At 63.5% G+C, this 16,616-nt stretch carries 22 protein-coding genes and 1 tRNA gene; 16 read left to right on the plus strand and 7 right to left on the minus strand.

Translation table 11 applies throughout. The features are described 5' to 3' along the window. Positions 1 to 19: 19 nt before the first annotated feature. The 4 genes from grxC (at position 20) to ABWP50_RS01855 (ending at position 1,662) form a co-directional block, all read left to right on the plus strand. Positions 20 to 277 (plus strand): glutaredoxin 3, encoded by a 258-nt coding sequence (grxC, locus tag ABWP50_RS01840; protein ID WP_353216323.1) that lies wholly within the window; start codon positions 20 to 22, stop codon positions 275 to 277. A gap of 2 nt (positions 278 to 279) precedes the next feature. Continuing rightward, positions 280 to 1,095 (plus strand): carbon-nitrogen hydrolase family protein, encoded by an 816-nt coding sequence (locus tag ABWP50_RS01845; protein WP_502950955.1) that lies wholly within the window; start codon positions 280 to 282, stop codon positions 1,093 to 1,095. Continuing rightward, complete coding sequence (locus tag ABWP50_RS01850) at positions 1,092 to 1,514, plus strand: DUF1178 family protein (RefSeq protein ID WP_353216281.1); 423 nt, start codon at positions 1,092 to 1,094, stop codon at positions 1,512 to 1,514. Before ABWP50_RS01845 ends, ABWP50_RS01850 begins: the two co-directional genes overlap by 4 nt. 71 nt (positions 1,515 to 1,585) lie before the next feature. Next, positions 1,586 to 1,662 (plus strand) — tRNA-Arg (locus tag ABWP50_RS01855). 397 nt (positions 1,663 to 2,059) lie between these two features. Here ABWP50_RS01855 and ABWP50_RS01860 read toward each other — a convergent pair. The 4 genes from ABWP50_RS01860 to hemE are packed head-to-tail and all read right to left on the minus strand — an operon-like array spanning position 2,060 to position 6,395. After that, positions 2,060 to 2,443 (minus strand): nuclear transport factor 2 family protein, encoded by a 384-nt coding sequence (locus tag ABWP50_RS01860; RefSeq protein WP_353216282.1) that lies wholly within the window; start codon positions 2,441 to 2,443, stop codon positions 2,060 to 2,062. 11 nt (positions 2,444 to 2,454) lie between these two features. Then, the gene (hrpB, locus tag ABWP50_RS01865) at positions 2,455 to 4,896 is read right to left on the minus strand and encodes an ATP-dependent helicase HrpB (RefSeq protein WP_353216283.1); all 2,442 of its coding nucleotides are present in this window, start codon (positions 4,894 to 4,896) and stop codon (positions 2,455 to 2,457) included. Positions 4,897 to 4,901: 5 nt separating this feature from the next. Beyond that, on the minus strand, positions 4,902 to 5,351 hold the full coding sequence (locus ABWP50_RS01870) for a CopD family protein (RefSeq protein ID WP_353216284.1): 450 nt from the start codon (positions 5,349 to 5,351) through the stop codon (positions 4,902 to 4,904). A gap of 3 nt (positions 5,352 to 5,354) precedes the next feature. Next, a complete protein-coding gene (hemE, locus tag ABWP50_RS01875) occupies positions 5,355 to 6,395 on the minus strand; it encodes a uroporphyrinogen decarboxylase (protein WP_353216285.1) in 1,041 nt (346 codons plus the stop codon). Positions 6,396 to 6,771: 376 nt separating this feature from the next. On the opposite strand from hemE, the gene ABWP50_RS01880 reads away from it, so the two are divergent. The 10 genes from ABWP50_RS01880 (at position 6,772) to ABWP50_RS01925 (ending at position 13,019) form a co-directional block, all read left to right on the plus strand. Beyond that, a complete protein-coding gene (locus ABWP50_RS01880; protein ID WP_353216286.1) occupies positions 6,772 to 7,620 on the plus strand; it encodes a pyruvate, water dikinase regulatory protein in 849 nt (282 codons plus the stop codon). Next, entirely contained in the window at positions 7,617 to 8,213 is a 597-nt protein-coding gene (locus tag ABWP50_RS01885; protein ID WP_353216287.1) for a Maf family protein, read from the plus strand. The genes ABWP50_RS01880 and ABWP50_RS01885 overlap by 4 nt, the downstream gene beginning before the upstream one ends. After that, positions 8,210 to 9,085, plus strand: coding sequence for a shikimate dehydrogenase (gene aroE / locus ABWP50_RS01890; protein ID WP_353216288.1), 876 nt, complete (start codon positions 8,210 to 8,212; stop codon positions 9,083 to 9,085). Before ABWP50_RS01885 ends, aroE begins: the two co-directional genes overlap by 4 nt. Then, the gene (coaE, locus tag ABWP50_RS01895) at positions 9,082 to 9,666 is read left to right on the plus strand and encodes a dephospho-CoA kinase (RefSeq protein WP_353216289.1); all 585 of its coding nucleotides are present in this window, start codon (positions 9,082 to 9,084) and stop codon (positions 9,664 to 9,666) included. Before aroE ends, coaE begins: the two co-directional genes overlap by 4 nt. 43 nt (positions 9,667 to 9,709) lie before the next feature. Continuing rightward, positions 9,710 to 10,375 (plus strand): DNA polymerase III subunit epsilon, encoded by a 666-nt coding sequence (dnaQ, locus tag ABWP50_RS01900; RefSeq protein WP_353216290.1) that lies wholly within the window; start codon positions 9,710 to 9,712, stop codon positions 10,373 to 10,375. 41 nt (positions 10,376 to 10,416) lie between these two features. Further along, a complete protein-coding gene (hpf, locus tag ABWP50_RS01905) occupies positions 10,417 to 11,052 on the plus strand; it encodes a ribosome hibernation-promoting factor, HPF/YfiA family (RefSeq protein ID WP_353216291.1) in 636 nt (211 codons plus the stop codon). Between the two features lie 11 nt (positions 11,053 to 11,063). Then, positions 11,064 to 11,546 (plus strand): PTS sugar transporter subunit IIA, encoded by a 483-nt coding sequence (locus tag ABWP50_RS01910; protein WP_353216292.1) that lies wholly within the window; start codon positions 11,064 to 11,066, stop codon positions 11,544 to 11,546. 1 nt (position 11,547) lies between these two features. Beyond that, positions 11,548 to 11,880, plus strand: coding sequence for a DUF1491 family protein (locus ABWP50_RS01915; RefSeq protein ID WP_353216293.1), 333 nt, complete (start codon positions 11,548 to 11,550; stop codon positions 11,878 to 11,880). Positions 11,881 to 11,988: 108 nt separating this feature from the next. Beyond that, the gene (locus ABWP50_RS01920) at positions 11,989 to 12,501 is read left to right on the plus strand and encodes a cell wall hydrolase (RefSeq protein ID WP_353216294.1); all 513 of its coding nucleotides are present in this window, start codon (positions 11,989 to 11,991) and stop codon (positions 12,499 to 12,501) included. A 53-nt stretch (positions 12,502 to 12,554) separates the two neighbouring features. Next, positions 12,555 to 13,019 (plus strand): MmcB family DNA repair protein, encoded by a 465-nt coding sequence (locus ABWP50_RS01925; protein ID WP_353216295.1) that lies wholly within the window; start codon positions 12,555 to 12,557, stop codon positions 13,017 to 13,019. A 177-nt stretch (positions 13,020 to 13,196) separates the two neighbouring features. Here the strand turns inward: ABWP50_RS01925 and ABWP50_RS01930 are convergent, their stop codons facing one another. From ABWP50_RS01930 to ABWP50_RS01940, 3 genes are all read right to left on the minus strand, one after another. Continuing rightward, positions 13,197 to 13,742 (minus strand): ActR/PrrA/RegA family redox response regulator transcription factor, encoded by a 546-nt coding sequence (locus ABWP50_RS01930; RefSeq protein WP_353216296.1) that lies wholly within the window; start codon positions 13,740 to 13,742, stop codon positions 13,197 to 13,199. Beyond that, positions 13,742 to 14,986 carry an ActS/PrrB/RegB family redox-sensitive histidine kinase gene (locus ABWP50_RS01935; protein WP_353216297.1) on the minus strand — a complete coding sequence of 415 codons (1,245 nt, stop codon included), beginning with the start codon at positions 14,984 to 14,986 and terminating at the stop codon, positions 13,742 to 13,744. The genes ABWP50_RS01930 and ABWP50_RS01935 overlap by 1 nt, the downstream gene beginning before the upstream one ends. 136 nt (positions 14,987 to 15,122) lie before the next feature. After that, positions 15,123 to 15,698, minus strand: a complete 576-nt coding sequence (locus ABWP50_RS01940; RefSeq protein ID WP_353216298.1) for an ankyrin repeat domain-containing protein — start codon at positions 15,696 to 15,698, stop codon at positions 15,123 to 15,125. 150 nt (positions 15,699 to 15,848) lie between these two features. Here ABWP50_RS01940 and ABWP50_RS01945 point away from each other — a divergent pair, with 150 nt between their 5' ends. After that, positions 15,849 to 16,412: an SCO family protein gene (locus tag ABWP50_RS01945; protein ID WP_353216299.1), complete on the plus strand. Its 564-nt coding sequence runs from the start codon at positions 15,849 to 15,851 to the stop codon at positions 16,410 to 16,412. Continuing rightward, positions 16,402 to 16,616: YkgJ family cysteine cluster protein (locus ABWP50_RS01950; RefSeq protein ID WP_353216300.1), on the plus strand; the 215-nt coding region annotated here is incomplete at its 3' end. The genes ABWP50_RS01945 and ABWP50_RS01950, both read left to right, overlap by 11 nt.

Below are 16,616 nucleotides of genomic sequence, written 5' to 3' on the forward strand. Positions count from 1 at the left end.
TGACGGATTGGAACACTCCATGGCCAAAATCGAAATCTACACGAAGTTTCTGTGCCCTTTTTGCACCAGGGCCAAAAAACTGCTCGACACCAAAGGCGCGGCATTCGAGGAAATCGATATCAGCACTGGCGGCGCGCGGCGCACCGAAATGCTGGCACGATCCGGCGGGCGGCAGACGGTGCCGCAAATCTTCATCGATGGGCAGCATGTCGGTGGCTGTGATGATCTGGTGGCATTGGATCAGGCCGGGCGGCTTGATCCAATGCTCGGCACATGATCCTGCGCGCCGGGCTGGTCCAGACAAACACTGGTATTGATCCCGCCATCGAAGCTGCTGCGCTGGCAGCAAGCATTGGCGCGGCGGCAGCCCAGGGCGCACAAATCGTCTTCACGCCGGAAATGAGCGGGCTGCTCGATCGTGACCGGGCACGAGCAGCACCGCATGTGCGCGCCGAAGCCGATGATCCGGTGTTGGCCGCCGTGTGCGCTGCCGCCGCGCTGCATGGGGTGTGGGTACAATTGGGCAGCCTGGCGCTGCAAGGCGAGGGCGGCAAATTCGTCAATCGCGGCTTTTTGATCGATCCGGCCGGCACGGTTACGGCACGTTATGCCAAGATACATTTGTTTGATGTTGCGCTGGGCACCGAAAGCTGGCGCGAATCCGCCGCCTATCAAGCCGGAGACACCGCGATGGTGGCGGCAACGCCGTGGGCGCCGCTGGGCCTGACGATATGCTACGATCTGCGCTTTCCGGCGCTGCACCGTGCGCTGGCCGCTGCTGGCGCGTCGATCATTGCCGTGCCTTCCGCCTTCACGCGGCCAACAGGCGCCGCGCATTGGCATGTGCTGCTGCGCGCCCGCGCCATCGAAACCGGGTGCTGGGTGATTGCCGCGGCCCAAACCGGTGACCATCAGGACGGCCGTGCAACCTATGGCCACAGCCTGGTGATTTCGCCGTGGGGCGAGGTGCGGCTGGATATGGGTGAAGCGCCGGGCATAGGCCTGTATGACATCGATCTGACCGAGGTTGCCGCTGCGCGCGGCAAGGTTCCGGCACTAAACCATGCGCGCGAATTTCAGGTGATTGCGCAATGATGGTTTATGATCTGGCGTGTGACAACGCCCACCGATTTGAAGCCTGGTTTGGCAGCAGCGTCGATTTTGATGATCAGCAGCAAGGCGGCCTGCTTGCCTGCCCGCTGTGCGGATCGCAGAATGTCGGCAAGGCGGTGATGGCGCCGGCCGTATCGGCCAAATCCAATCAGGGCCAGACCCGCCAGAGCATGGCCAACGATGATCCGATGGCACGGCTGCTGATGATGCAACGCGCATTTGAATCCCAAAGCGACTATGTCGGTGACCGTTTCGCTGCCGAAGCGCGCGCCATCCACGAAAGCGGCGAAACCCGCAGCGTGCACGGCGAAGCCTCCGCCGACGAGGTCAAGGCCTTGCGTGAAGACGGTGTCGAGCTGCTGCCACTGCCGTTTCGGCCGCGCGCCCGCTCGGACGCCTGATACTGCCCGCAAACCTGGCCGGCCATTTTCCACTTGAAACCTGCGCCGCGCCGTGGCTTTCAGGCAGCTGCGCACCCGTAGCTCAGCTGGATAGAGCGACGGTTTCCTAAACCGTAGGCCGCAGGTTCGAACCCTGCCGGGTGCACCACAGTTATCATACCAAGACTCATCGATAGCCACCGATAAACAATGCCTCCGGCGGGCAGGGGTGACCCCTGCACCCATTTGTTGGATTGCTGCCATGTTTCGAAGGCTGGGCGCGAACCAAAACAAGAGTAGTGCAGGGCTCATACCCAAGCTCACTCATCACAACCCGTTGATCGAACCTCGGCAGGCAGGGGTGTCCCCTGCACCTATTTATTGGATTGCAGCCATGTTTCAAGGCCGGAGAGCGGGCTAGAATTAGAGTGGTGCAGGTCTCAGCCCTGCCCGCCGGAGGCTCTTTGCTTCTCCATGAGTCTCACCGAGCAAGCCTTGGCATTGGCGGCCGTAATCCGGCCCACCCCCAACCCCGGATTATGGCGGCGGTTTGCCAGCCCAGCAGATCAACGCGCTCGTGATAGCGCAGCGAGTAACGGGGCGGCAGCGGCGGTATCGACATATTCGCGCACGTTACTGACCAAGCCGTCGTTTACATCGGCGACGACACACACTGGAAATGCAAAGCGCGTGCCATCAGCCAGCATGCCCGACACCAGATGTTCCTCGACAAATCCGTCAGACGTGGCGGAACGCACGGCATCGCTGTAGCCAAAGTCTGCCGCAATACGGTGAACGATGGCGTTGAACTTGATCAGCCCGTTCAGGCCGATCGCTGGTCCTCGGTTTTGCCGCAGGCTGAACGCAGGTGAACACAGGCTTTGCACAGCAGGCACGTCATTGGCCGCCAGTGCGGCAAACAAAGCTTCTGCAAGCGCAGCATTGTCCATCGATCTGTCCTTCATTCGCGTTGGCCCGGCCGTTTTGCGCGCACTGTTGGCGGCGCGGCCAGCGGACTGTCCGGCCACGGGTGCTTGGGATAGCGGCCTTTCAGATCTTTGCGCACATCGGCCCAGCTACCAGCCCAGAAACCCGGCAAATCCTTGGTGACCTGAATGGGCCGCCCGGCAGGAGAGGTCAATCGCAACGTCAGCGCCGTTCGCCCGTCCGCCAGCATGGGATGGCGGGCCAAGCCAAACAACGCCTGGCAGCGCACATCCACCGCCGGGCCGCCATCGGCTGCATAATCAATGGCATGGCTGCTGCCAGCGGGTGTTTCCAGCCGCACCGGCGCAAACACATCAAGCCGCTGGCGCTCAGCCCACGTAAGCCGGCCAAGCAATGCATCCGCCAGCGCCGCATCGCTGATGGCCGACAGGCGGCGATCGATGAGCGGGGCCAGCCAGGTGTCCAGGGTGGCCAGCAGCGCCGCATCATCGCTGGCCAGCACCGCCAGCCCGTGCGCCGCTGCAAAGGCCAGCCGGGCCCGGACGCTGTTGGCGGCTTCGCCCCACGCCAGCAGGCCAAGGCCGTGCTCGGCCACAGCAGCCAGCAATGTTGCCCGCACGCGGGCGCTGTCAGGGCGCTCGACTGGCTGCCGCGCAAGTGTGATCGCGCCCAGCCGGCGCTGGGTTTGTGCTGTCACGCCGGTCGTGGCCGGATCAAAGGCAAATATGGCCCGAGTCTCGATGCGGTTGGCCAATATCGCCTCCACATCGCCATTGAGCGGCGCACCCAGCAACACGCGCGCACCAGCCGCACTGCCGCTGGCATCGGCCACGACAATCCATTCGCAGCGCGCCAGTGGCGACCCTGCCGGCACCATCACGGCGCGGCCATTGGCCATCAGATAACCAGCGCCGCGCCGCCGCGCCGCGCGGTCGGGATAGGCCATAGCCAGCACCTCGCCCGCCGCATCGCTGCGCATGTGCGTTTCGCGCGCGCCAACAGCCTGCGCCAGTCTCTGTGCCAGTTTGCTCGCCGCCGCTGCACGTGGGCCGCGTTCGCGCCCCCAATCCGCCAGCCGCTGTTCAAGATCGTCGCTGCGCCCGCCCAGACCGCGCTCCTGAGTCAACACGGCAATGCGCGCCGCCAGCAGGCCGTGGCCGGCGTGCGCCGCCACGATCAACATATGGGCCAATTCCGGCGCCAGCGGCAGTGCGGCCATCGCTTCGCCGTGCGGCGTCACGCGGCCATCAGCCTCCAGCGCGCCCAGCGCCAGCAGCCGGCGCCGCGCATCGGCGATGGCCGCGGCTGGCGGCGGGTCGCGCCACGCCAGCGCGGCAGGATCGGCAACGCCCCAACGCGCGCACTCCAGCACCAACCCGGCCAGATCACTGTCCAGGATTTCGGGCGGATCAAATGCAGCGCGCCCAGCGGTTTCGGCGGCATCCCACAGCCGGATCGCAACGCCTGGTGCTGTGCGCCCGGCGCGGCCGGCCCGCTGCGTGACCGCCGCCTGCGACGCGCGCACTGTGACCAGCCGTGACAGGCCAACGCTGCGATCAAGCTGCGGCCGGCGAGACAGGCCGCTATCAATCACCACGCGCACGCCATCGATGGTGATGCTGGTTTCGGCGATGCTGGTGGCCAACACCAGCTTGCGCCGCCGTGTGGCCGCCGGCTGAATTGCAGCACGCTGGTCTGCACCCTCGCGGCCGCCGTGCAAGCAAAACAGGTCCACATCTGCTGGCAGGCGCTGCTCGAGCCGTTCAGCGGTCCGTTCGATTTCGGCGACGCCGGGCAAAAACGCCAGCAATGATCCGGTTTCACTGGCCAGCGCACCGCGGATGGCGCTGGCCATGGCATCTTCAAGTCGCTCCTCGCTGCGCCGACCGATGTGGCGCAGCTCAACAGGGAACATGCGGCCGAGCGATTCGATCACACGCAAATCCGGCATGATCGCCGCAAAGCCACTGCCATCCAGTGTGGCCGACATCAGCAGCAAGCGCAGATCGGGCCGCAGCGCCTCGCGCACCTCCAAAGCCAGTGCCAGGCCAAAATCACTGTCCAGACTGCGCTCGTGCACCTCATCGAACAGCACCGCAGCAACGCCGCGCAGTTCCGGATCATTCACCAGTAGCCGGATGAAAATGCCTTCGGTCACCACTTCGATGCGGGTGGCAGCAGACACGCGCGAATCCAGCCGGGTGCGATAGCCGATGGTCTGGCCAACCGGTTCGCCCAGGGTGTCGGCCATCCGCTCGGCGGCGGCCCGCGCTGCCAGCCGGCGCGGTTGTAGCAAGAGGATACGCTGGCCTTGCGCCCATGCTGCGGCCAGCAAGGCCGGCGGCACCGCCGTGGTCTTGCCGGCGCCGGGCGGGGCGATCAACGCGGTTGGCATATTGGCCGCCAGTGCAGCCAGCACCTCGCCCAACACTGCTTCGACAGGCAGCGCGGCCATGGCGATCAGAAGGGCTTGACGATAACCAGCACCGCCACCGCAAGTGTGGCCAGGGACGGGATTTCATTGGCCAGCCGCAAGGCCCTTTCGCTCACCGGGCGCTCACCTGCCGAAAAACGCTTGCTGATCGTCACGGTCCAATGGTGAAACCAGGTCAGCCCGATCACCACCAGGAATTTCGCCACAAGCCACAGCGGCCAGCCAAGATGAAAGCCCAGCGACAGGCCTGCAACCCAGCTGACCGTCATGGCCGGCGTCAGGATGATGCGGCGCAGTCGGCGGCAGCGGTCGTCCCACAACAGCGCTTCGGGGGCGCCGGCCGCCACCGGGTGCCAATACACCAGAAAGCGCGGCACCATGAACAGCCCGGCCATCCAGTAGATGACAAACACGACATGCAGGGCCTTCACCCACAGATAGGCGTCACCCAGCCAGCCTGTACCCCATTCGATCATGGCTCAGAGCGGTGTCTTGAGCAGGGCAAACAACTGCTCGACATGCGCGATCGGCGTGTCCTGCAAAATGCCGTGGCCGAGGTTGAAAATATGCGGGCGGCCGGCAAGGGCATGGCGAATGCGCGTGACAGCTTCGGCCAGCGCCGCGCCGCCGGTGATGAGCGCTAGCGGATCGAGATTGCCCTGTACGGGCATATTCGCCGGCAGCACGGCATCGGCCCACACCGGATCAACTGTTTCATCAAGGCCGACGGCATCGACACCGGTTTCGGCGGCATAGGCCGCCAGCTTGGCACCGGCGCCTTTGGGAAAACCGATCACCGGTACGTGGGGATGGCGCACCATCAGCTTGCCGACGATGGCCGCGTTCGGCGCGATCACCCAGCGTTCGAACTGCGCAGGCGACAAAGTTCCCGCCCAACTGTCGAACAATTGCACGGCCTGCGCGCCAGCATCGATCTGGCCGGACAGGTAATCGACCGTGACAGAAACGATGCGGTCGATCAGCGCCTGGAACCGGGCTGGATCAGCATAAGCCAGCCGGCGGGTTTCGGCCTGATCCTTGCTGCCGTGCCCGGCCACCATATAAGTCGCAACGGTCCACGGCGAGCCAGCAAAGCCCAGCATGGTGACACTCGGGCCCAGCCGGGCGCGTACTTTGGACACGGTTTCGTATATTTTGCTCAAGTATTCCGGCTTGGGCTCAAGCGCGGAAAAATCACCATCGTGCAGCGCCGGCGTCAATTGCGGGCCTTCGCCGGGCCCAAAGGTCAGGCCTTGGCCCATCGCATGCGGCACGATCAATATGTCGGAAAACAGGATGGCGCCGTCCATGCCGAACCGCTCGAGCGGCTGCAGCGTGATTTCAGCCGCCGCATCGCTATCGTAAACCAATTCCAGAAAGCCGCCCTTTTCCGCCCGCAGCGCGCGATATTCCGGCAGATAGCGCCCGGCCTGGCGCATCAGCCACACCGGCGGCGGATCGCGGCGTTCACCCTTCAGCACAGCGAGCAGGGGTGGATCGATTGGTCGGGGATTTGCCATGGCCTTCTTTGGCGCGGACGGCGCAAACCGGTCAAGAGCGCAGTTTCTTTTACTACTACTCAATGATTCTTGAAATATGTGACAGTTAGATGTCAGGGTGCAAAGCGGGGATCAAATATCATCTGCCGTTCCATCCCCAGCCGGCATCAGCAGCGACTCGGTGGAATCCCGCGAGTCGCAGCGTTCATCCCCGTTATTCACAGGGCTGCCTGTGAATATGTCCAAGGCGGGATGAAGCGGGGCAGCAGGCAGGGAGCGTTTGCGCCAATTGCTGCTTGCTCCACCTTGCCCAACAGCATTAACGGTTTGAGCCCATGGTTATGCACATAGTCATCCGCCGGAATATTGTTCGCCCTGTCGGTTCTGGGCCGCTGTCATGACCGGGGCAGAGGTGCTGCACCTGCATCTGATCAGCGATTCGACCGGCGAAACCCTCGAATCGGTGGCTAAGGCCAGCCTGGCCCGCTTCGAAGGCGCGCAGGCTGTGAAGCATTTCTGGCCGATGGTGCGCAGTGAAGGCCATCTCGACCGGGTGATCATCGAGGTCGCCAAAAAGCCCGGACTGGTGATCTATACGCTGGTGGACGGCGCCGTGCGGGAGCGGCTGGAGCAACGCTGCGCGGCGCTGGGATTGCCGATGGTGTCGCCGCTTGATCCCACTATATCGGCCTTGTCGGAATTGCTCGGGCAGGCCGCGACCCGGCGGCCCGGACGCCAGCACATCATGGACCACGCCTATTTTCAGCGGGTTGACGCCATCAATTACACGATGGTGCATGATGATGGGGCAATGACGGCGCGCGAAGAACTGGCCGAGGCCGACATCGTCCTGCTTGGCGTGTCGCGCACATCCAAAACACCGACATCGATTTACCTGGCCAATCGCGGCTACAAGACAGCCAATATACCGGTGGTGCCGCAATCGCCGCCGCCGCCGCATATCTGGACGGTGCAAGGCCCGTTGCTGGTTGGCCTCACCACCTCGCCAGACCGCTTGCAGTCCATTCGCCGCAACCGCCTGCTCAGCCTTGGCCAGGCGCCTGACACCGATTATGTCAACACCGACAGGATCGCAGCCGAAGTCGCATTTGCCCGGCGGCTGTTTGCCGATCATGATGTGCCAGTGATCGACGTGACCAGGCGCAGCATCGAAGAAACTGCAGCCGCCATCATCAATCTCCACCAGGCGCGCGCCGATCGCAGCAGCGAAAGCATTCCGGAATGATGCTGATCCTGGCCAGCCAATCCGCGGCGCGGCGCGCGATGCTGACGGCAGCGGGCGTGCCGCACGAGATATTGGCTGCGCACGTGGACGAGGACGCGATCACGGCAGGCCTGCACGCCGAGGCTGCATCGCCAGAGCGTATTGCCGATGCGTTGGCCGAAGTGAAAGCCCTGAAGATCAGCCGGCAGCACCCCGGCGCGCTGGTGCTTGGCGCGGATACGGTGGCAGTGACTGCGTCAGGCCTGCTGATCAACAAGCCTGAAACCCGCGCGCGGGCAGAAGCTCAGCTCCGGCAATTGGCTGGGAGCAGCCATCGGCTGGTTTCGGCGGCTGTGATCTGTGAAGGCGGCCGCCCGGTGTGGCGCGCCGCCGGCGTTTCGACCTTGGTGATGCGGAAACTGTCGAACGAGTTCATCGCAGCCTATCTTGATGCCGAAGGCGAGCCTGTCCTGGGCTGCGCCGGTTGCTACCGCATCGAAGCCCTTGGCGCGCAATTGTTCACCCGGATCGACGGTGATCAGTTTACCATCCGCGGCCTGCCATTGCTGGCGGTGCTGGATTATCTGCGCACGCGCGGCGTGCTGCCGGCATGATCGAGCCAGCGGTCGCAGGCGTGATCGGATGGCCGGTGGCGCATTCGAAATCCCCGTTGATTCACCGGTTCTGGCTGAAAAAATTGGATATGGACGGCGATTACAGTCGTTTTCCAGTCGCGCCCGAACGCTTGGGCGATTTCATCCGCGCCCTGCCTGCGATGGGCCTGCGCGGCGTGAACGTAACCATTCCGCACAAAACAGCGGTGATCCCGTTCCTTGACCGGCTCGATGAAACGGCGCGCGGCGTCGGCGCAGTGAACACGGTCATTGTCACCGCAGATGGCAAGCTTGAAGGCTTCAATACCGATGTGGAAGGTGTGCGTGCCCCGCTGGCCGCCGCCGCTTCGATCTGGATGCCGTATGCCGACCATGTCGCTACCTGCGTGCAGATCATCGGGGCCGGCGGCGCCGCCCGCGCGGCGGCATGCGGTGCTGCGGCTGCCGGCTACAGCGATTTCGATGTTTTTGCTCGCGATCCAGCAAAAGCTGCCCCGGTTGCGGCGCTGGCAGGGACTCCCTTTGGCAAAGCAACGCTGCTGCAAGGACTGGGACCGATCCGAAACCCGGACGATGGCGCCACTGATCAGCGATATAGCCATGTAATCATCAATGCCTCGCCAATGGGGATGGCAGGATATCCCGAGGTTCCGATCAAGCTCGAAGACTATTACCCGGACACGATCGTCTTCGACATGGTTTATGCCCCGCTTGATACGGCATTACTGCAGGCTGCGCGCGCACGCGCGCTTGCGACGATCGACGGCCTCCAGATGCTGGTAGGGCAAGCCGCACAGGCCTTTGAGATATTCTTTGGCACGAAGCCGCCACGCCAGCACGATGACGAATTGCGCCGGCTGCTGATCAAGTGAGCCGGACCGTCATCATTGGCCTCACCGGCTCCATTGGCATGGGCAAATCCACAGTTGCCGCCATGTTTCGCAAGTTGGGCGTGCCAGTGTTCGACGCCGATGCCGAAGTCCGCCGCGTGCAGGGGCCGGGCGGCCGCGCGCTGCCCGCGATCGAGGCCTTGTTTCCCGGCACCACCCACGCTGGCGGCTTGCACCGCGAAAAACTGGGTGCCGCCGTGTTCGGCGATCACGCCAAGCTGCGCCAGCTTGAACAGATTTTGCATCCGTTGGTGGCGGAGGCGCAAAGCCTGTTCATGGGGCGGCATCGGCGCAAACCGGCCGTTGTTCTGGATGTGCCGTTGCTGTTCGAGCGCGGTGGCTGGCAGCGTTGCCATCTGACGGTGGTGGTTTCGGCGCCGCTGCGCGTGCAGCGCAGCCGGGTATTGGCGCGGCCCGGCATGACGCCGCAGAAATTTGCCGGCATCCTCAAAGGCCAGATGCCCGACCGTGAAAAGCGCGGTCGTGCCGATGTGGTGATCGAAACTGGCCGTGGCCGCCGTCACACGTGGCAGGCCGTTTGCCGTTTGGTGAGCAGCCTGTAACGCAGGACTTGCCGGGGCATCCCAGCCGTAGCATAGGGCCGGCATGCGCGAAATCGTCTGGGATACTGAAACCACCGGCATCATGCCCGGTGATGGCCACCGGATCGTCGAGATCGGTGCGGTTGAAATGATCAACCGCACCATCACCGGGCGCAGTTTTCACACCTACCTCGATCCGCAGCGGGCTATGCCCAAGGATGCCGAGCGCGTGCACGGTTTGTCGAGCGAATTTCTGACCGGGCAGCCGGTTTTCGAACAGGTCATTGATGATTTTCTGGCCTTCATCGGCGATGCACCGCTGGTGGCGCACAATGCCGCCTTTGATATGGAATTCCTCAATTGGGAATTGAAACGGGCCGGCATGCCGATCGTCCCCATGAGCCGGGCGATCGACACGCTTGAAATCAGCCGCAAGGCCAACCCTGGCGCCAAGCACACGCTGGATGCCGTATGCACCCGCTATGGCATTGATCTTTCTGGGCGCACCAAGCACGGCGCGCTGATTGATGCCGAGTTGCTGGCCCGTGCCTATATCGAGCTGACCGGTGGCCGGCAGATCGGAATGGACCTTGCCAGCGATGCCGCGCCGGAAGACAATGTCTACGAGCGAGTGAGTCTTGCCGCACGTGCCCATGATGCCAGTCCCGAGGAACTGGCGCGCCATGCCAGTTTTCTGGCCGGCCTGAAGGATCCGCTCTGGCTGTCGTGACCCCATTGCCGGGCAGTTCACCAGCGCAAGGAGACAGATGAATGGATATCCGGATCTCAGGGCACCAGGTCGAAACCGGGGCAGCCTTTGCCGAACATGTGCGTGAACGGCTTTCGGCCATGGCCGAGAAATATTTTTCGCGCAGCTTGTCCGCCCATGTCACCTTGGGGCCAGCGCCGCACGGGCATTTTGCCTGTGATATCGTTATGCATGTGATGGCTGATCTGATCCTGAAAGGCACCGCGCAGGCCAGCGGCGCCAATGCAGCCTTTGATGCAGCAGCCGAACGCATCGACAAACAGCTGCGCCGGTACATGCGCCGATTGAAGGATCGCCATTCACCGGCGGCCGCACGCAGCGTGCCGGCACTGGCAGAATTGCCGCCGCTCGATAACGCCGAATACAAGATTTTTGCCGATCGGTCGGGTGATGCCGAACCGGATGGCGACGCACCGCTGATCATCGCCGAAACCCGCGTGGACATTCCCACCGCCACGGTTGGCGACGCGGTGATGATGCTCGATCTGCGCAACACTACGGCCTTGTTGTTCGTCAATCTGGCGACCGGTGCGCACAACATGGTGTATCGCCGCGAAGATGGCACCATCGGCTGGGTGGAGCCGCGCAGCGTTGCGGCGGCTGCCGCGCCGCCGCGCCGCGCCGTGGCGGCCGGCTGACGCGAAATACCATGCCTTACCCTGGACTGGGCACCGGTTTTGCCGGGCTGGTCGTGCCTGGCGGCGTTATTCCCGCGTTGCCGGCGCTGTCGCGCGATGCTGCATTGCTGGCGCTGGCCGGCGCAGCGGCCGGGCTTCTGGATGTGCCGTCCGTGCTGATCGCCGAACAACTGCAAGCGCGCGAAGCGAAGGGCTCAACGGCATTTGGCCGTGGTGCCGCGATCCCGCATGCGCATCTTGCCGGGCTGGCGCGCTGCTGCGTGTTGCTGGCACGGCTGCCGCAACCCGTGGATTGGCAAGCGTCCGACGGCGAGGCTGTGGACGTGGCCGTTCTGCTGCTGTCGCCCCGGGATGCCGGCGCCGATCACCTCAAGGCGCTCGCAAGGATCAGTCGCACTCTGCGGGACAGCGATGCAATGGCGCAATTGCGGCAGGCGCAAAGTGTGCCGGCAATGCTGGCAGCGGTGACCATCGAAGCCGCAGCGGCCGCCTGATTTGGCGGACGCGCTGCCGCGGCTGGCCAGTCGGTTCAAGATTGATGCCCTGCGCCGCCGCGTCAGCGCCGCTGGCGGCTTTGCCGCCATCCTTGCATCCGGCGACGATACCGCCGGTGCCGTCGCAGTGGTGACGCGCGAAGCCGGCATCGAACGCCTGCTTGTCGCCGTCCCCAGCATGAGCGGCGGCCATGAATTTGCTGAAATGGCCAGCGGTGACGCTGTTGCCGCCTGGATCGCGCGGGCACGCGGGCGCGATCCCGATTTGTGGGTGATTGAACTGGATATCCCGCAGGCAGGGCAATTCGTCGCCGAAATGCTGGGCGGCGGTTGATCTTGATGCGCCATCTACGCTCTGAAGGCGTTCATGGTTGCGCACCGCCTTTTCAGTTTTGCCCTGCGCGCCGCCGCAGCGGCTACGCTGGCCTTGGCTATGCCGGCCTTGGCAGAGACCACCCTGCCGGTGTTGCCGGGGGAGGATGACCGGGTAACCGTTGCAATGACAGCAACGACTGCGCCAACGGACGGTTTGCCGGCTCTGGTGCAAATGGCTGCAGCCGTTCCTGATGTCGGTGTTGCCGTTTCGGATGTTCGCGCCGCCGATGCAACCGAACTTGATTGCCTGGCAACAGCGGTCTGGTTCGAAAGCCGGGGCGAGACTCTGGAAGGCCAGCTTGCTGTCGCGCAAACCGTGGTTAATCGGGCGCGCTCTGGCCGCTGGGGCAAGGGTATGTGCGGCGTGATCAAGGCGCCGCGCCAGTATAATTTTGCCGCTAGCCGCGTGCAGCGCGGCACCGCCACCTTCACCACCGCACTTGCAATCGCTCGTATTGCTGCGGCAGGTCTCTGGCATGACATGGCAGCGGGTGCCCACAGCTTTCACGCCGCCAGGATCAGCCCACGCTGGCGGCTGACCCGTGTGGCGAAGATCGGCAATCACGTTTTTTATCGCTGACGGCGTGCGTTTGCGGCCTTGCCGTTCCGTATTCGTTCTGCCACCTTGCCGGCATGTTTCACGATTCCACAGCGCTCGATGTGCTGCGCGGCACCTGCCGCCTGCTGCGGCGCGCGGGCATCAGTGCGGTGGCCGAAGTGTCGCTGGCCAACAGCCGCCGCGTTGATCTGCTCGGTATTGATACCGCTGGCCGGCTGACCATCGTTGAAATCAAGATCAGCCTCGCCGATCTGCGCGGTGATCACAAATGGCCCGAATATCTTGATTATTGCGATCAGTTTTTCTGGGCCGTGCCCGCCAGCTTGCCGCTCGCCGATCTGCACACGCCGTCATTCCGGCCTGATGTGACCGGCCTGATCGTGGCTGACCGCTTCGATGCGGAACAGTTGCGCCCGGCGGCGTTGCGCCCGTTAAACAGCGCGCGCCGCCGCGCCATCACCACGGCCCTGGCCCACCGCGCCGCGCTGCGGTGGCACAATCTGGTCGATCCGGACGCCGCCTATCTCGGCCAGGAATAACAAAAGAGAAAGCCTCCGGCGGGCAGGGGTGGCCCCTGCACCCATTTGACGAACCGTAGCGGTGTTTCGAAGGCTGGGAATCAACCAAAACGACAGTGGTGCAAGGCCCAGCCCTGCCCGCCGGAGGCCGTTTTTTCTGTGTAAGTCCTGATCCGTAAACCTTCGAATCAACGACGATTATTTCGGGCTGCGCTTGGCCAGGATGCGTTGCAGTGTGCGGCGGTGCATTTTCAGGCGGCGGGCGGTTTCGGAAACGTTGCGCTCGCACAATTCATACACGCGCTGGATATGTTCCCAGCGCACGCGATCGGCGGACATCGGCTCCGGCGGTGCTTCGGGCTTGCTGCCGCCATCGGCCGACAGTGCCCGCACGATGTCTTCGGGATCAGCTGGTTTTGCCAGATAATCGATGGCGCCGGCCTTCACGGCGGCCACCGCCGTGGCAAGATTGCCGTAGCCGGTCAGCATGACCACGCGAACATCGGGGCTCATGGCGCGCAGTTCGGTAACGAGATCGAGGCCGTTGCCGTCTTCAAGCCGCATATCGACCACGGCGTGGCTGGGCTTCAGCCGGGCCGCTTCGATGCGCGCTTCGGAAATGCTGCCAACAGCGGTGACCGCAAAGCCGCGGCGTGCGAGCAGCACCGACAGGCGTTGCCGGAACGGCGCATCGTCATCGACCAGCAGCAACGGGCGATTTTCGGTTTCGGGTATGCTTGCCATCACTCAGGCTCCTCTTTTGCCAACATCGGCATCATGATTTCAAAATCGCCGCGCAGCCAACAAACGTCAACGCGCGCGCCGCCTTCGGGGCGGTTGGAAAATGCCAGCTTGCCGCCGGTGCGTTCGATCAAGGTGGTGGCAATGAACACACCAAGCCCGGTGGAATCCGATTTTGATCGCGCCGGCCCCAGCATTGAATCGCCGAGCCGAGGGAGCAGTTCGGACGGAAAGCCAAAGCCATCATCAAACACGACCACCCGGATTTCGGTTGCCGAAACAATCGCTTCCATCCACACGCCGGTGCCGGCGTGGCGGGCGGCGTTGGAAACGAGATTGTTGAAGGCATGCAGCAATTCTGGTGACCGCTGCACCAACGGCTGCGGCTGCTGCGCGATCACCGTTACCGGAACCCGGCACGGCTTCACGCTTTGCGCCACTTCGTGCAGCAGCAGGTCCAGCGCCAGCACGGCAAAGGGGTCTTCGGCTTCGGCGCGGGTGGCGATGCCTTTCATGATCCGCCGGCTGCGGGCAGCTTCGGCGGCGAGCAACCTGATGTCCTCGCCAAAATCCGGATCGTCGCCCAATTGTTCTTCAAGGCTGTGCGCGATCAACGAGATCGACCCCAGCGGCCCGCCAAGCTCATGGGCGGCAGCAGCGGCCAAGCTGCCCAGCGCGTTCATGCGGGCTTCGCGCGTCAAGGCGGCTTCGGTGGCAACAAGGGCGCGGGCACGGCCGCGGGCTTCGGCAGACACCATCCACAGATAAACGGTTAAGAAACCGATCGCCAGCGCATAAGCGATGCCATCACCCAACCGGTAGACCAGTGGAAATTCCGGCGGCGGCCCCAACCACGGCAGCGGCTGCGCCCACGCCCACACCACGGTTAGCACCCCAAATGCCAGCCCGACCAGCGGCGCCATGTCCCGCGCCGTCAGCAACGTAGCGGCAATGGTGACCGGAACGATCAGCAGCAGTGCAAATGGGTTGGCAAGGCCGCCGGTCAGGAACAGCAGCACCCCGGCCTGGATAAGATCGAACGCGAGATGCAGCGCCAGTTCGCGCCCGGTCATCCGATCGTTGCGCTCATACAGGGTCGACAAGCCGAAGTTCAGGATGACGGACGCGCCAACGGCAGCCATCAACGATCCCCACGGCAGCGGAAACCCAAACCACAGGCCGACCACCAGTAGCGTGATGAACTGGCCAATGATGGCAATCCAGCGGATGGCGGCCAATGTGCGCACGCGCACACCAGGCCGATCGAAAGCCGCCGCAGCTATGGATGGACGTTCCATCTCCGTTCTCTAGACCGGTGCAGCTGTGCCGAACATGCGACAGATTGTATGCTTGACCAAGCGCGCTAACCAGCCGGGAGATCGATCAAAGCGACGGCCCTTGCACCCGGCCAGCGGGTTTGGCCGGAATATCCTTGAACAATTTGGCAATGTTGGCGGCGCGCGGGTCATTTTCCGCAGCACCGCGCGCAGTGATGCCGCTGTTGTCAGCCAGATCGGGATTGGCACCGGCCTCCACCATCGCCTTGGCCAGCCCCAGATCGCGGGTTTGCACGGCCTTGAGCAGCGCCGTTTCGCCAAGTCGATTTTGAATATTCACTTGGGCTTTCAGGCGGATCAGTGTGGCGACCCCTTCTTCCCAGCGGCCGATGGTGGCCAGCAACAGCGGCGTGTTGCCGTCGCGGTCCTTGACGTTCAGGTTGGCACCCTTTTGGTACATCAGGCCCAGCCAGCCCAGATCGGCGCGCCGCGTCACGATGTGCACCGCCGCTTGCCCGGTATCCACATCACGGGTGTTGACGATGGTGCTGCCTGGCTTGTCGGCCAGTTCGATGGCGGCGTTGACATCCCGGTCTCTGACCGCTTTCAGAAAATTATAGCTGTCGGTGAACTGCGCAGCCGCTGGCGTTGCCGCCACCAGCATGGCGGCCAGCGTCATCATGGCAAGCCTTAGCCATATCGTTGCCAAACGTCTGATCATCGACAAATCGCTGCCTTCTGCATATGCCGTGTCCATGCGTGCACTTAGTCTTTCGAACCGGCAATGAACAGGGCCAAGTCTGTCTGGCTTGTGCTTGGCCTTGCCGTGGCGATGGCCGCCGTGCTCGGCTGGATGCGCTTTTCGGTGCCGCCGCCGCCGCAAGGCAATCTGGCAGGTGCAACATTGGGCGGATCGTTCACGCTGGTCAACCAGGACGGCATGACCGTGCGCGAGGCGGATTTCGCTGGTCGCTGGCGCCTGATCTATTTCGGTTATGGCTTTTGCCCCGATATTTGCCCGACCGATCTGGCGCTGATGGGGCGCGGCCTGGCGGCGTTCGAAGCGGCTGATACTGCCCGCGGCGCAGCGGTGGCGCCGATTTTCATCACCATCGATCCCCAACGTGACACGCCCGCTGCCCTCAAGCCGTTCGTGGCGGCCTTTCACCCGCGTCTGGTGGGCCTGACTGGCACGGCAACGCAGATTGCCGCCGTGACCAAGGCCTATGGTGTCTATGCCAAGCGCATGGACACCAGCGATCCTGAAAATTACCTGATGGATCACAGCGCCATGGTTTATTTGTTTGATCCCGCTGGCCGGCCGGTGGCGTTCCTGCCGCATCAGGACCTGACCGCGGCGCTGATCACCAATATGTTGGCCACCCATGTCCGATAAGCCATTTTGGGAAACCACAGGCTTTGCGCACATGACACGGGCGCAGTGGGAAAGCCTGTGTGATGGCTGCGGCAAATGCTGCGTGCACAAGCTGGAAGATGAAGACACCGGCGAGGTGTTCCCCACCAATGTCTGCTGCCGGCTGCTCAATCCCAAAACCGCGCAATGCGGCGATTATCGCAACCGCAAGGCGCTGGTGCCCGA

This window comes from Sandarakinorhabdus sp., from assembly GCF_040398645.1.
Classification (GTDB): domain Bacteria; phylum Pseudomonadota; class Alphaproteobacteria; order Sphingomonadales; family Sphingomonadaceae; genus Sandarakinorhabdus.

Bases quoted from the DNA above. Each gene is read 5' to 3' on its own strand.
- grxC (WP_353216323.1), top strand. From the start codon at position 20: ATGGCCAAAATCGAAATCTACACGAAGTTTCTGTGCCCTTTTTGCACC.
- ABWP50_RS01850 (WP_353216281.1), top strand. From the start codon at position 1,092: ATGATGGTTTATGATCTGGCGTGTGACAACGCCCACCGATTTGAAGCC.
- ABWP50_RS01860 (WP_353216282.1), bottom strand. From the start codon at position 2,443: ATGGACAATGCTGCGCTTGCAGAAGCTTTGTTTGCCGCACTGGCGGCC.
- hrpB (WP_353216283.1), bottom strand. From the start codon at position 4,896: ATGGCCGCGCTGCCTGTCGAAGCAGTGTTGGGCGAGGTGCTGGCTGCA.
- ABWP50_RS01870 (WP_353216284.1), bottom strand. From the start codon at position 5,351: ATGATCGAATGGGGTACAGGCTGGCTGGGTGACGCCTATCTGTGGGTG.
- hemE (WP_353216285.1), bottom strand. From the start codon at position 6,395: ATGGCAAATCCCCGACCAATCGATCCACCCCTGCTCGCTGTGCTGAAG.
- ABWP50_RS01880 (WP_353216286.1), top strand. From the start codon at position 6,772: ATGACCGGGGCAGAGGTGCTGCACCTGCATCTGATCAGCGATTCGACC.
- ABWP50_RS01885 (WP_353216287.1), top strand. From the start codon at position 7,617: ATGATGCTGATCCTGGCCAGCCAATCCGCGGCGCGGCGCGCGATGCTG.
- aroE (WP_353216288.1), top strand. From the start codon at position 8,210: ATGATCGAGCCAGCGGTCGCAGGCGTGATCGGATGGCCGGTGGCGCAT.
- dnaQ (WP_353216290.1), top strand. From the start codon at position 9,710: ATGCGCGAAATCGTCTGGGATACTGAAACCACCGGCATCATGCCCGGT.
- hpf (WP_353216291.1), top strand. From the start codon at position 10,417: ATGGATATCCGGATCTCAGGGCACCAGGTCGAAACCGGGGCAGCCTTT.
- ABWP50_RS01910 (WP_353216292.1), top strand. From the start codon at position 11,064: ATGCCTTACCCTGGACTGGGCACCGGTTTTGCCGGGCTGGTCGTGCCT.
- ABWP50_RS01925 (WP_353216295.1), top strand. From the start codon at position 12,555: ATGTTTCACGATTCCACAGCGCTCGATGTGCTGCGCGGCACCTGCCGC.
- ABWP50_RS01930 (WP_353216296.1), bottom strand. From the start codon at position 13,742: ATGGCAAGCATACCCGAAACCGAAAATCGCCCGTTGCTGCTGGTCGAT.
- ABWP50_RS01940 (WP_353216298.1), bottom strand. From the start codon at position 15,698: ATGATGACGCTGGCCGCCATGCTGGTGGCGGCAACGCCAGCGGCTGCG.
- ABWP50_RS01945 (WP_353216299.1), top strand. From the start codon at position 15,849: ATGGCCGCCGTGCTCGGCTGGATGCGCTTTTCGGTGCCGCCGCCGCCG.